This is a genomic window from Nocardia gamkensis NBRC 108242, from assembly GCF_001612985.1.
Taxonomy (GTDB): domain Bacteria; phylum Actinomycetota; class Actinomycetes; order Mycobacteriales; family Mycobacteriaceae; genus Nocardia; species Nocardia gamkensis.
The window spans coordinates 17,539-30,360 of record NZ_BDBM01000058.1; the positions used below are offsets into that span (position 1 = coordinate 17,539).

Below are 12,822 nucleotides of genomic sequence, written 5' to 3' on the forward strand. Positions count from 1 at the left end.
CGGGTGGGTCAGGAGATCATCTCGCGGGAACGGCCGTACAGCAGGCCGTACAGCAGCGCACCGAGGGCGCCGCCGATCAGCGGGAAGACGATGAACGCCCAGACCTGCCCCATCGCACCGTCCTGATAGGGCGCCACGGCGAGACTGCGGGCCGGGTTGACCGAGGTGTTGTCCACCGGAATCGACACCAGGTGGATCACCGCCAGCGTGACGCCGATGGACAGCCCGGCCAGCGGCACGTCGGAGATCTGGTCGGTGGAGGACAGCACCACGAAGACCAGCAGCGCCGTCAGCATCACCTCCACGATGATCATGGCGGCCACCCCGTACCCGTTCTGCACCACCACCTCGCCGAGCGGTCCCCGGATCGCCGACGGACTGTGCTTGCCCCACCCGTTCGCGCCGAGCCCGTCGACCGGCCGATCGTAGGACGGCAGGTTCTTGGCCAATGCGAACAGCACGAGTCCGGCGAGGAGTCCGCCGATCAGTTGCGAGATCACATATCCCGCCGCGGACACGCCGCTGAGCCGGCCGAGCAGCAGATGCCCCACGGTCACCGCCGGGTTGACGTGGCAGCCGGAGATGGGCCCGATCGAATAGACCAGGAACATCAGCGACAGGCCGAAGCCGAGCGCGACGCCCAGCGGACCGACCTTCTCCCCCGCCAGCACCGCGGTGCCGACGCCACCGATCACCAGGACGAAGGTGCCGAGCGCCTCGGCGCCCCATTTCTTGCTCTCGGGAATCGGTTTGTTCTCGACAGCCTCTTCGACTACTTCCTGGGCCGTTGGAGACATCTGTCCACCTTCCGCGTTCCAGACCTGCGCTCGGACTAGTCGTGGTACCCGCTTCGACAACAGAGCCGCTCGAAGAGCAACGGTTGCTCTGAGGACGCTACGCGAGTCGAGTGATCTCTACAACGACTTCGGGGTCCGCCGAGCCGCCCCCGGAAAAGGGAGCCGTCAACAGCGGAACTTCGGCGTTGGTCGAGGGCGGTCTCAAGGAAAAATACTGGTTGCCAGGGGTGATGCTGCCGGTCGCGCCCGGCCGACACCGAAGTCTTGGCATCGCAGGGAGCGTGCCGGGCAACCGGGGTAGCCAGAAATACACCACGTCAGAGATACCATCTGCGCGGCAGCATGCCGGGCGCACGGCTGCGATACCTTCTGGAGCGCAGGTAGAGGCCTGCAGCACGAACCTGCGCAGAACGGAAACCCGATCGCCCGACCGGCGATTACCCGAGCGGCGGCCGTCCGACCGGTCGAGTGTCGATTTCGTGCGCAGGACGGCGACTGGTAACCTCGATCTTCGGCGCTGCGTTACCCGTCCACCTCGGGCATGTCGCGCGCTCGACGAACTTTCCCAGGACAGACCAACCAGACAGGAACACGAGGAACCGGCGTGGCCAACATCAAGTCCCAGCTGAAGCGGATCCGCACCAACGAGGCGGCGCGCAAGCGCAACCAGTCGGTCAAGTCCGCGTTGCGCACCGCCATCCGCAGCTTCCGCGAGGCCGCGGCCTCCGGCGACAAGGACGCCGCCGCCGAGCGCCTGCAGTTCGCCAGCCGGAAGCTGGACAAGGCCGCTTCGAAGGGCGTCATCCACGCCAACCAGGCCGCCAACAAGAAGTCGGCCCTGTCGCTGGCCTTCAACAAGCTCTGATCCACCCGGTACCGCACGCCGGTACCGCGCTCGTGCTGTGACGCAGCCGCCGTGGCCTCGACGACCACGGCGGCTTTTGTCGTGCCCCGATGGCAACAGCGCTCCCCGCCCTTTCTACCTGGGGTTTCGGGATTCGGCCCGCGCCTTGTCAGAGGTTCCAGCTACCATTCCGCGCATGGTAACCGTGTATGCCAATCAGACGGTCGTTCGCGCCGAGGATCTGCCGGATGTGATCCGCGCGGCCGAGGTGCTCGGCTTCGGACTGAAGATCGAGAATGTGCTCGTTCCCGACGACGACGGCGGTTACTCGTTGGAGTGGATCGTCACCCGCGACGAGGACGTGCCCGCCTACGAGGAGTGGGACGGCCGCTACGAGGACGCGGACGACGACGGTGAACTGATCCTGAGTTCCGCGGAATAGTCCCTGGTCACGGCGCGTCCAGAGCGGCGGCCAGCCGGTCCAGCGCCGCCTGGGAATCGGCGTCGACGGCGCGGTAGATGACGATCCGCTGGTCGGGATCCTGCACGGGCATCAGCACCTCGTAGCTGACGACCAGCGGACCCACCAGCGGATGCCGCAGCGGCTTGTTCCCCCGTCCCTGCACCCGCACGTCGTGGCGGGCCCACGCCTGCTCGAACTCCGGACTGTGCGCGGTGAACTCGGCGATCAGGTCTGCCAATGCGCGGTCGTCCGGGTGCGCGGCCCATGCCGCGCGCAGATCCGCGATGCCCTCACGAATGACGCGTTCGCGCTCGACATAGAAATCCCGCATGCTCGGGTCGAGCAGGCACAACCACATGGAGTTTCGCTGCCGCTCCGGTAGCGCGCCGAAATCGGTGATCAACGCCGCCATCTCCCGATTCCAGGCCAGGATGTCGTAGCGGTGGTTCACCAGCATCGCGGGCAGCGGCGACAGATCACGCACCAGCATGGCCAGGGCGGGCGCCGGGGCGGTGCTCGGCTTGCCGTGGTCCGGCTGCCGCTGGAGCGCCAGATCGAACAGATAGGCGCGCTCGTCGTCGTTCAGGCACAGTGCCCGCGCCAGCGCGTTGAGCACCTCCACCGACGGACGCAGGCCGCGCCCCTGCTCCAGCCGAACGATGTAGTCGGTGCTCACGCCCGCGAGTTCGGCGACCTCTTCCCGGCGCAGCCCCGGTGTCCGGCGGGCCTGCCTGCGCTGCGGCAAACCGAGATCCTCCGGCGTCAACCGCTCCCGGCGTGCCCGCAGGAAGGCGCCCATCTCCTGCACCCGATCCGCGCTGCCGCGACCTGCGCGGTTACCGGGAGTGCCGCCGGAGGCATCGCGGCGCCGAGTCGGATCCGCCGCGCTCTCGGGCTGTCCGTGACCACGTGGGCTGCCGCCGCCGGACCCGAGGTCGCGGCGCTGAGTCGAATCCGCGCCGTTCCCGGGGCCGCCTCGGGTACGCGAGCCTGCGCCGGGCCCGAGCTCGCGGCGCTGGGTGGAGTTCACCGTGCCAGTCATCACCGTCGATCCTACGGCTGCCTAGGACTGGCCTTCCCAGGATGAAGCTTCCCTTACTCGGCTTCGCGCGCCGTTGAAAACTGGCTATCGACAACACGGCATCGCGAACACAAGGAGCTGGACATGTCCGGAGCCCGCACCCTCGACACCTACCGGCTGCTCGGCCGCTCGGGACTTCGAGTTTCTCCGCTGTCCCTGGGAACCATGACCTTCGGCGCCGATTGGGGCTGGGGGGCGGACCGGGACGAAGCCCGCAAGATCTTCGACACCTACGTCGAGCGCGGTGGCAACTTCATCGACACGGCCAACCAGTACACCAACGGCACCTCCGAGCAACTGCTCGGCGAATTCACCGCGGACAATCGCGAAAGCCTGGTGCTGGCCACCAAATACACCATGCTGCGCCGACCGGGCGACCCGAACTCCGGTGGCAACCACCGCAAGAGCATGATCGGCTCGGTCGAGGCCAGCTTGCGCAGGCTGAACACCGACTACATCGACCTGCTCTACTTGCACGCCTGGGACTTCCTGACCCCCGTCGAGGAAATCCTGCGCGGCATGGACGATCTGGTGCGCTCGGGCAAAGTGCTCTACCTCGGCATCTCCGACGCGCCGGCCTGGCAGATCGCGCGGATGCAGACCATCGCGGACCTGCGCGGCTGGTCGCCGCTGATCGCGCTGCAGATCGAGTACAGCCTGATCGAACGGACCGTCGAGCGTGACCTCATCCCGATGGCGCGCGAACTGGGCCTCGGCGTGATCCCGTGGTCGCCGCTGGCCAGCGGCGTGCTCACCGGCAAGTACAGCCGGGCCGATCTCGCCCACGAGGCGGACGGTTCGCCCGAGGGCAGCCGCAAGAACGTGGCCGCCGCCAACGGCTCGCTCACCGAACGCGGGCTCGCCATCGCCGATGTCGTCAAGCAGGTCGCCGACGAAATCGGCAAGACGCCCTCGCAAGTCGCGCTGGCCTGGACGCTGCGCGACCCCGCGGTCACCTCGCCGCTCATCGGCGCCCGCACCGCGGCGCAACTGGAGGACAACCTCGGCGCGCTCGACGTGGAGTTCGACGCCGCCCAGCTCGCCCGGCTCGAACAGGCCAGCGCCGTGGACCTCGGCTTCCCGCACGAGTTCCTGAACCGCCCCATGACCCAGAGCGTCACCTTCGGCGACCTGAAGATCGAAGGGCGCGCCTGATCGTCGACACGTGCGGCGGTGCGGAACTGGACCCGCACCGCCGCACAGGGCTGTGACCTCGGCGTCGCGCAGACCTCGGCGTCGCGCACTTCCCGAGCACGCGTCGGTTTACGGCGCGTCGGTGCTCGTACCCGGGGCCGCTGACCTCATGACCTGCATCGCCCGGCCGAGGGGCAGCCGCGGTGTCTCGGCGTGTGATGGTCCCGGGCGTGTACTGGACGGACGAACGACGCCGCGAGCAGCGCGAACCCGCCCATCTCGCATGTGGATCGCCGCGACCGGGCGATCGTCTTACGTCCCCCGCCACTGGCGCGTCGCGCCCACGGGATTCCGCGCCGAGGCGATGCCGCAGAACCCGACAGCAGGGTCGCAAAGGACCTGTCCCCATCCGGGGAGCCGCGGCACCCCCGCGACCACGGCGACCACGGCGACCACGGCGACCACGGCGACCACGGCGACCACGGCGACCACGGCGACCACGGCGACCACGGCGACCACGGCGCAGTGTGCTCACCGATCCCGCTCAGACGCCCACGTGGCGGCTGATCCGACGGGGGTGACGAGTCTCACAGTCAGATCAGTTCGGGTGCGCCGCACCGTCCACATCGGTGACCGCAACTACCGAGGAGAGTGGCCATGGACCTGGACGAGATCACGATGTGGACGCGCGCCGAACGTCTCGCCATCGCCGACCTCCTCGACGACCTGGACGACCACGAATGGACCGCCGACTCACTGTGCTCCGGCTGGACCGTGCACGACGTCTCGGCTCACCTGACCCTGTCCAATCGGGTCACCCTCGGTGCGACGATCGCGGGAATCCTCCGGGCGCGAGGCGACTGGAACCGGATGACGGAGCGCATGGCACGCGACCGCGCGAGCCGCTACTCACCCGCCGAGCTGATCGCGCAACTGCGCGAAGGCGCCGCCTGGACTCGGCGGGCGCCGGGAGCCGGACCACTGGATCCTTTGATCGACACCATGATTCACGGGCAGGACATCGCCCGCCCTCTCGGCAGGCGACACCCCATGCCCCTCGAGCAGGCCGTCGTCGCAATGGAACACGTACTGCGCAGCCCGTTCTACGGCAGCAAGAAGCGTCTGCACGGTCTGCGCCTGGTTGCCACCGACGCGGAGTGGTCCTCCGGCACCGGCGCGGCGGAGATCGAGGGACCGCTGAGCGATCTGCTGCTCGTGGCGACCGGACGCGCGGCAGGGCTCGCCGGATTGACGGGCGCGGGTGTGGAAAGCCTCACCCGCGCGCTGTAGCGGTCGAGCCGGTCGGATGCTCAGACATGGATCACGAGGCCGTGCGCCGCACATTCCGGTGGTCGTCGGTGGCACCGTGCCTGGCGAATGGCTGACGGCTGGTAATCGCGAACAGCTCACCTGATCAAGACCTGCGGCCTGGTCGACGTGGTCGTTCGCACGTCCTCCGAACTCATGGTCGTCTCGATCCGCCGTGGTCACGACGTCGTCCTCCAACCGGCCGGAGCGAACTGGCACAGTTGTGACCGAGCACGCCCATTCTCAGCAAGCAGGATGCGGCGTGCCTCGCCGCAACTGCCCGCGACGACCACTTCCCGCCTCCGTATGGAGCGGGCCACTCGATCTCACGCGAGGCCGGCCGGATGACCGAACCGGCCCCGATCAGCCCGCGCCGTGCAGATCGAGTATTCGGGTGAGGGCGTGTTCCAGCGCGTAGCCCGCGTCGGCGGCGCCGCCCTTCACGTCGGCGTTGAGGGTCGCGACCACCTGGAGGGCGGAGCCGATGGTCGCGGGAGTCCAGTTGCGGGCCTGAGCTTGCGCCTTCTTCACCTTCCACGGCGGCATGCCGAGTTGCTGGGCCAGTTTGAACGGGTCACCGCGCCCGGCCGAGCCGACGCGCGCGATGGTGTGCACCGAGTCGGCGAGCGCGTCGGCGAGCAGGACGTGCGGCACGCCGCGATCGTTCGCCCAGCGCAGCGCCTCCATCGCGCCGGGGCGATCCCCCGCCACCGCCAGTTCGGCCACGTCGAAGCCGGAGACCTCGGCTTTGCCCGAGTAGTAGCGGCGCACGGCCGCCACATCGATCTTCCCACCGGTGTCCGAGGCCAGCTGCCCGCACGCCGCCGCCAGCTCACGCAGGTCCGAACCCACCGCCTCCAGCATCACTTGGACCACCTCGCCGGACACTCGCACGCCGGCGTTGCGGAACTCACCGCGGACGAATTCGACTCGCTCCGCGGCCTTGGTCAGCTTGGCGCAGTCGTGGGTGACCGCGCCGGCTTTCTGCAAAGCGGGCGCGAGCGCCTTGGCTCGCCCGCCACCGGAATGCACGATGACGAGCACCACACCCTCGGGCGGACTCTGCGCCGCCTCGGTGATCACCGCGACCGCGTCCTTACCCGCTTCGGCCGCGGCCTCGAGGATGATCACCCGGTCCTCGGCGAACAGCGACGGGCTCAGCAGTTCCGCGAGCTCCGCGGTGCTCGCGTCCCCTGCGCGCAAGCGATCGACCGGCACCGCGTCCGGGTCCGGGGCCAACGCCCGCACCTGCGCGGTCAGCGCCCCCAGCGCTCGCTCGATCAGCAGTTCCTCTTCCCCCAGCACCAGGTGCACCGACGCGGGCCGCTCGCTCACGACAGCGCCTCCTCGGTGCCGGAGGGCGTCGTGCCCCGAGGAACCGCCGCATTGCTCCATCCGCCGCGCTCGTCCACAGCCCGATCCTACGGTTCCCAACCGACACCTCGTGAACTCGTCACGCGTAGGTGTCCGCTGCTGCCGGACACCACGATGTCGCCTTCCCGATCCGTTCGGGACACCATGGCGCCGAGGGCGGACAGGTCCGCGAGGACGGCGGGGTTGGGATGGCCGAAGGTGTTGTCGGCGCCGACGCTGACGAGCACCAGGCGGGGCCGTACCGCGTCCAGGAATTCTTTGGTGGTTGTGCGTGATCCGTGGTGCGGGAGTTTGAGGATGTCCGCCTGGATGGGGATCCCGGCATGCATCAGAGCCCGCTGCGCGGACGCTTCGATGTCCCCGGTGAGCAGGATCCGGCCCGCGGGCGTGCGGGCGGTGACGACCACCGAACGGTCGTTGGCATCCTCGGTTTCGGCACCCCGGACGGGTCGCGGACCGCTTCTGGACGGCGCGAGCACTTCGAGTTCGATCGACCCGAAACTCAGCAGGTGCCCGGCCGACAACTCCAGCAGCGGCACTCCCGCGCTTCTGGCGATGACCGCGACCTGCGCGAGCCCCGAGGCAGGAGTACGGGCGTCACCCGATGGGCGCACCGGCCTTTTGCTCTCGAATGCGGCTGCATCACAACCGAGTTGCTCGCGCCTGCTCCCGTAGGAGGAGTGCTCGTAGATGTCCGGCAGCAGCCTTCGCGCGTCTGTCCGGCCGGTCGGAGGGGTGCGATGATTCTCCGCATCGCGCTTCGCGGCACGGATGAGCGCCGGTGCATTCGCGGCCGGTGCAGCGGTCGGCACGGAGCCGCAGCCGGGCTCGATTTCGGAAGTCGGCCGGCCGGGGCCGGGCGGAGTAGGCGGCGCAAGACCGTCGAGCTCGTGGATTCCGACGGCGATCGCGTCGACCGCACGCTCGTGCAGTGCGCCGGTGAGCCCGTCGATGTGGTCCGCGTGCGGATGGGTGAGGATCAGCAGCGGGATGCGCGAGATGCCCAACCGGTCCAGGCAAGTGCGGATCGGGCGGGGATCAGGTCCGACATCGATGACGATGGCGGCGCCGGGACCGACCGACAGGGCGAGGCCGTCGCCTTGGCCGACATCGCATGCCGCGAGAATCCAACCGCTCGGCGGCCAGCCCGGATGCCAGAGCCGCACCGGGACCAGCACCACCGCGACGCCGAGCACCATCGCGGCGGCGATCCGCCGCACGGCTCGGGCACGCACGCCCGCGATCGCGCCCGCCACGACGGCACCCGCGATCAGCCCGCCCGCCACACCACCCGGCACCGCGACGGATGCGCCGGGCAGCGCGGCCGCGTGGCGGGCCACCCACAGCAACCACCACAGCGGCGGCGTAGCGCAACGCAAGACCAGGTCGGCGAGCGGCGACCACAGGCTCGCGAGCACCGCACCACCCGCCCCGACGACGGTGATCGGCGCGATGACCGGGGCGACAAGGACATTCGCGAGCACCGCGACCAGGCTGAGCCGTCCGGTGAGCGCGATCACGATCGGCGTCGTGACCACGAACGCCCCGGCGGACACGGCGACTATCTCGGCGGGCACGCGCCACCATCCCCTGGCACGCAACCAGTCGCCCCAGCTCGGCGCCAGCAGGATGAGGCCACCCGTCGCGATCACCGACAGCGCGAACCCGGCGTTCACGGCGAGCCCGGGCCAGAGGGCGAGCAGCGCGATGATCGCGGCGCACAGCGCGGGCAGCGCCTGCTTACGACGACCCGTGAGCACGGCCAACAGGGTGATCGCGCCCATCGCACCGGCGCGCAGCACGCTCGGATCCGGCCGCGCGACGACGATGAACATGAGCAGCGCCGCCGCGGCGACGGCCACCGCGCCGCGCGGGCCGAGGGTCAGCACGCGCACGACGAACAACACGACGGAGAGCAAAATGGTGAAATTCGCGCCGCTGACCACGGTCAGGTGCTGTAGCCCGGCGATCTCGAAGTCCTCGCGCACCTGTCCGGACAGCGCCGAGGTTTCACCGACGACCAGCGCGGGCAGCAATCCTGCGGCGTCGGGCGGCAGTGCCCGCATGGCCGATGCCGCGAAATCGGTGCGCACCGAATCGGCGATGCGCTGCCACCAGGGCAGTGGCCCCGCGACGACCGGCGCTCCCTGTGCCTGCAGCATCACGACGGTGAGGTCGGGCCGCCGCGGCTGGTCCACCCGGGCCCGGAACTCGACCGGGCCGCCCGGCGACAAGTCGGCCCACTCCGGTCCGGAAGCCAGGACGACCACCGCGCCACCGGCCCGCACCGTCACACCCCCGCGCCGGTATTCGCGCAGATCCGCCCGGACCACCCATTGCCGGTCCGCACCGGCGACCTTGGCACGCAGTGGTTTCGGGTCGTCCGTCGGGGTGACCACCACGCGCAGCGACTGCCCCGCCGCCGCCCGCAACGGATGGCTCGCCACCCGATGTTCCCGCCATGCCGCGGCAGCCGCGAAGCCGGCCCCCAGGACGACAGCCGCGAGGGCCACCACCGCTACCGCTCGCCGGCGTTCGCCACGGTGCGCGATCGCCCACAGCAGCAGCACCCACAACCCGATGGCTGAAACCGTCAACGCGGCCGCAAGTCCCACCCCGGCTCGCCACCCCGCCGTCACAGCCACGATCGTTGCGCCCCAACAGGACAGCGCGGCCGGTAAGAGGCGGGCGTCCAGAACCTGGACAGTGCCGGGATCCTCCGCCGCGACGCCCTGCTGCGAACCTCGAACCCCTTCGCCCGTGCCGGCCACCGGCGACTGCGCAGGAGATCCCAGCCTCCGGCGGACCAGCTCGATCAAACCGCCGGCGGTCATACCCGGACCAGCTCCCGCAGCCGGGCCAGCCGGGCCGGGCCGATGCCGTCGACCTCGCCGAGTTGCTCGACGGACGTGAAGCGTCCGTTGGCCGCACGCCAGCTGACGATGGCGCGGGCGGTGACCGGCCCGACACCGGGAAGAGCGTCGAGGTCGGACTCGGAGGCCGTGTTCAGGTCGATCCGACCCGACGGGCCCGACGGGCGGCTCGGTGTGGCGGCGGATCCGGAGGACGGTCGCCCGCCCGCACCGATCGTGCCGCTGCTCTGCTGCGGCCCGCCGGAGCTCGGAGCGACCGGACCGACGAGCACTTGGTCGCCATCCGACAACCGCTGCGCGAGATTCAGGCCGGTGGTGTCCGCGCCCGCACTCGGGCCGCCCGCAGCGGCGAGCGCGTCGGCGACACGCGACCCTTCGGGGAGGCGGACCAAACCGGTGCGCTGGACCAGGCCGACCACGCTGATGACCAATTCGGCTGTCGGCGGGGGCGGGTCGACGCGCTCCCGTGGTGCCGCGACGGCGCTCGCCGAAGCGGCAGTACCCGGTGTTGCCAAGGCGACGGCCTGCCCGAGCGCCAACGGTGGCACCGGCTGGGCGATCGGGCGCTCGCGGAAAACGATCACGCCGGCGACGACCATCGCGGCGAGCCCGACGAACGCGAGCGCACGCACCCCGCGACGCCCCGGATCGAATCGGATGCCCCGCAATCGTTCGGGCACGAGGCGGTGCCGCCAGTCGGGCCCGGTCACCGGCTCCGCCAGCCAGCCGGGGGACCGAACGCGACCGACATCGTCTTCGGACTCCCGGTCGGGTGCCGGATGGCCGGGCAACCGCAGGAGATTCCATTTCCCCGCCCCAGCGGAGGTATCGTCCGGCCCTGGTTCACCCTGTTGCGTAATACCATCGGCGAAACCTTCTTCGTGTGTCGATCCGCGCCGGTCCTCGTCCTCCTCGGATCCGGTCGCCGGGGTTTCCGCCGCTGTCCCGCCAGAACGAGATGTGGACGGCGCTTCCCCAGCCACCGGCCGCGGGCGATCGACCTGCGGCGTGCGACTCGCCGATCCTGAAACCGCCGCAAGTGAGGAGGTTTCGCGGGAAAACGGCGAACGCGCCCCCGCACCGGACCGCCCCACGCGTTGGGCGGCTGCCCGGGCGGCACTCGACTCGCCCGCACGATCCGGCTGTCCGATCCTCCGTCCGGATTCGCCGCTGTAGGATCGCGCTATCGCCCGAATAGGCCCTGCCCGTTCGGCTTCCGGCGACGTCGTCTCGGCGGCCACACCGGCCGTTCTGCTCGCGCCGACCCGGGCGGTCAGTTCACCCAATCGCCGTCGTACCCGCTCGCGTTCGTCCTGTCGTGACATGGCGGCGACGGTAGTGCCGCCACACGGCCGAAAAATCGTACCGACCAGCGGATTCGACGAACCTGTTGATAACCGGAGCGCTGTGCACAACTCGCCCTCGAGCGGTCGGCGCATTCCTCTAACCCGTCAACGCCCACCATGCGGCGCCGCAACACGGCGAGCAGATGACCGGCCTCGCCGATGCCGACTCGGCCGACGGAGGATCAGAGGAATTCCCGGCTCAGCCCAGATCCTTGGCGAAGCAGTTCGACAAGGGCAGTACCTCGTACGGGGAGAAAATCGGAATACGGTGATAGCCGCTGCGCTCGTAGAAGCGAACGGCTTCCGGTTGCAGGTGACCGGTTTGCAGTATCAGGCGAGGTTGCGCGGCCGTGCGGGCGGCATCCTCGGCGGCGGCGAGCAGCACGGCCGCGGCGCCGGAGCCACGATGCGCGGGACGGACGAACATCCGCTTGACCTCGAGTTCCCCCGCGTTCCACCGCAGGGCGGCATGGCCGACCGGGCCGCCGGAGTAAGCGACGAAGGTGCTGTGCACGGTGGCCGGGTCGACGGCATTCGGATTCGTGGACAGCTGCTTTGCCAGGTGGGCATAGCGCGGCCCGACCTCGGCAGCCATCTCCGCGCGCAATGTCACCGCGTCGGGATGCTCCCAGTCCACCGAGGTCACGGTGAGCGGCGAACGGAGCGGCGGCCTCGACACACTCATGCCCCGACGCTAACCACAGGACGAACAGCCCGCCCCTATTCGGATCACCGAGATTGCTGTGTTCGGCGACGTTCAGTGGCACCCGCCCGGCACCACCAGCACACCCAGCGCCCCCAGCCCCAGGTGCACCGCCAGCGCGGGTCCGAATTCGGCGACGATGAGTTCTCTGATGCCGGGAACGAGTTCGCGCAACTGGCCCGCGACGGTCTGCGCGGCGTCCTCGGCGCCGAGGTGCTGCACGGCCACCGCGGCGCCGTCCTCGCCGGCCGCGTCGACCGCCGCGGCGACGAGTTTCGCGTACGCCTTGGAGCGCGTCCGTACCTTCTCGCGCAGTTCCAGCCGCCCTTCGACGATGTGCAGCAGTGGCTTGGTGACCAGCTCGCTGCCGAAGAACGTGGCCGCCGACGACAGCCTGCCGCCGCGGCGCAGCTGCTCGGTGCGATTGACCAGGATGAACGTGCGGGCACGCGCGGCGGCGGCGACCGCCGCGTCGTAGACCACGTCCAGCGGCGCCCCGCCCGAGGCTCGGCGCGCGGCGGCCAGGGCGGGCAGCCCGGTTGCCAGCCCCGCCCCCAGCGAGTCGACCAGGCGGACGCGGTCGGCGGCGTCCATGTCGCGCACGGCCTGTCGCCCGGCCTCCCAGGTCCCGGACAGCCGACGGGAAAGATGCACCGCGACAACGCCATCGCCGCCGCTGCGCTCCCAGGCCCGCTCGTAGACCTCGCGCAGCTCACCGGGTGAGGGGGCGGAGGTGGTCACGGTGTCGGAGGCATAGTCGATGTCGACGGGATCCACGCCTTCCCGCATCGCCCGGTCGCCGACCAGGACGTGCAGCGGGACAACGGCGATATCCAGTTCGTCGAGGTGTTCGGCAGGGAGGCCGGCGGACGAATCGGTGACGACCACGACTGCCACGG

General features: G+C 70.0%; 12 protein-coding genes. 4 read left to right on the top strand and 8 right to left on the bottom strand.

Annotation, left to right across the window (positions count from 1 at the left end; translation table 11 throughout):
- Positions 1-8 precede the first annotated feature (8 nt).
- A complete protein-coding gene (locus NG1_RS30335; RefSeq protein ID WP_040865531.1) occupies positions 9-797 on the bottom strand; it encodes an aquaporin in 789 nt (262 codons plus the stop codon).
- A gap of 604 nt (positions 798-1,401) precedes the next feature.
- On the opposite strand from NG1_RS30335, the gene rpsT reads away from it, so the two are divergent.
- Positions 1,402-1,662 carry a 30S ribosomal protein S20 gene (gene rpsT / locus NG1_RS30340; protein WP_040865530.1) on the top strand — a complete coding sequence of 87 codons (261 nt, stop codon included), beginning with the start codon at positions 1,402-1,404 and terminating at the stop codon, positions 1,660-1,662.
- A 175-nt stretch (positions 1,663-1,837) separates the two neighbouring features.
- Positions 1,838-2,083, top strand: a complete 246-nt coding sequence (locus tag NG1_RS30345) for a hypothetical protein (RefSeq protein WP_040865529.1) — start codon at positions 1,838-1,840, stop codon at positions 2,081-2,083.
- A 7-nt stretch (positions 2,084-2,090) separates the two neighbouring features.
- On the opposite strand, the gene NG1_RS30350 is transcribed toward NG1_RS30345, so the two are convergent.
- Positions 2,091-3,146: a helix-turn-helix transcriptional regulator gene (locus tag NG1_RS30350; RefSeq protein WP_245660127.1), complete on the bottom strand. Its 1,056-nt coding sequence runs from the start codon at positions 3,144-3,146 to the stop codon at positions 2,091-2,093.
- Between the two features lie 123 nt (positions 3,147-3,269).
- Between NG1_RS30350 and NG1_RS30355 the strand changes: the two genes are divergently transcribed.
- Positions 3,270-4,340: an aldo/keto reductase gene (locus tag NG1_RS30355; RefSeq protein WP_062976549.1), complete on the top strand. Its 1,071-nt coding sequence runs from the start codon at positions 3,270-3,272 to the stop codon at positions 4,338-4,340.
- 291 nt (positions 4,341-4,631) lie between these two features.
- On the opposite strand, the gene NG1_RS37620 is transcribed toward NG1_RS30355, so the two are convergent.
- Positions 4,632-4,838 carry a hypothetical protein gene (locus NG1_RS37620; RefSeq protein ID WP_062976551.1) on the bottom strand — a complete coding sequence of 69 codons (207 nt, stop codon included), beginning with the start codon at positions 4,836-4,838 and terminating at the stop codon, positions 4,632-4,634.
- A 138-nt stretch (positions 4,839-4,976) separates the two neighbouring features.
- Here NG1_RS37620 and NG1_RS30365 point away from each other — a divergent pair, with 138 nt between their 5' ends.
- Positions 4,977-5,609 (top strand): maleylpyruvate isomerase family mycothiol-dependent enzyme, encoded by a 633-nt coding sequence (locus NG1_RS30365; RefSeq protein WP_062976552.1) that lies wholly within the window; start codon positions 4,977-4,979, stop codon positions 5,607-5,609.
- A gap of 381 nt (positions 5,610-5,990) precedes the next feature.
- On the opposite strand, the gene holA is transcribed toward NG1_RS30365, so the two are convergent.
- The 5 genes from holA to NG1_RS30390 all read right to left on the bottom strand — a co-directional run bounded on the left by holA (position 5,991) and on the right by NG1_RS30390 (position 12,820).
- On the bottom strand, positions 5,991-6,962 hold the full coding sequence (gene holA, locus NG1_RS30370; protein ID WP_062976553.1) for a DNA polymerase III subunit delta: 972 nt from the start codon (positions 6,960-6,962) through the stop codon (positions 5,991-5,993).
- Between the two features lie 86 nt (positions 6,963-7,048).
- The gene (locus tag NG1_RS30375) at positions 7,049-9,598 is read right to left on the bottom strand and encodes a ComEC/Rec2 family competence protein (RefSeq protein ID WP_245660128.1); all 2,550 of its coding nucleotides are present in this window, start codon (positions 9,596-9,598) and stop codon (positions 7,049-7,051) included.
- Between the two features lie 233 nt (positions 9,599-9,831).
- Complete coding sequence (locus tag NG1_RS38585; RefSeq protein WP_062976584.1) at positions 9,832-10,584, bottom strand: ComEA family DNA-binding protein; 753 nt, start codon at positions 10,582-10,584, stop codon at positions 9,832-9,834.
- A gap of 835 nt (positions 10,585-11,419) precedes the next feature.
- Positions 11,420-11,905, bottom strand: coding sequence for a GNAT family N-acetyltransferase (locus NG1_RS30385; RefSeq protein ID WP_062976555.1), 486 nt, complete (start codon positions 11,903-11,905; stop codon positions 11,420-11,422).
- Positions 11,906-11,977: 72 nt separating this feature from the next.
- Positions 11,978-12,820, bottom strand: a complete 843-nt coding sequence (locus NG1_RS30390; RefSeq protein WP_062976556.1) for a DegV family protein — start codon at positions 12,818-12,820, stop codon at positions 11,978-11,980.
- Positions 12,821-12,822 lie beyond the last annotated feature (2 nt).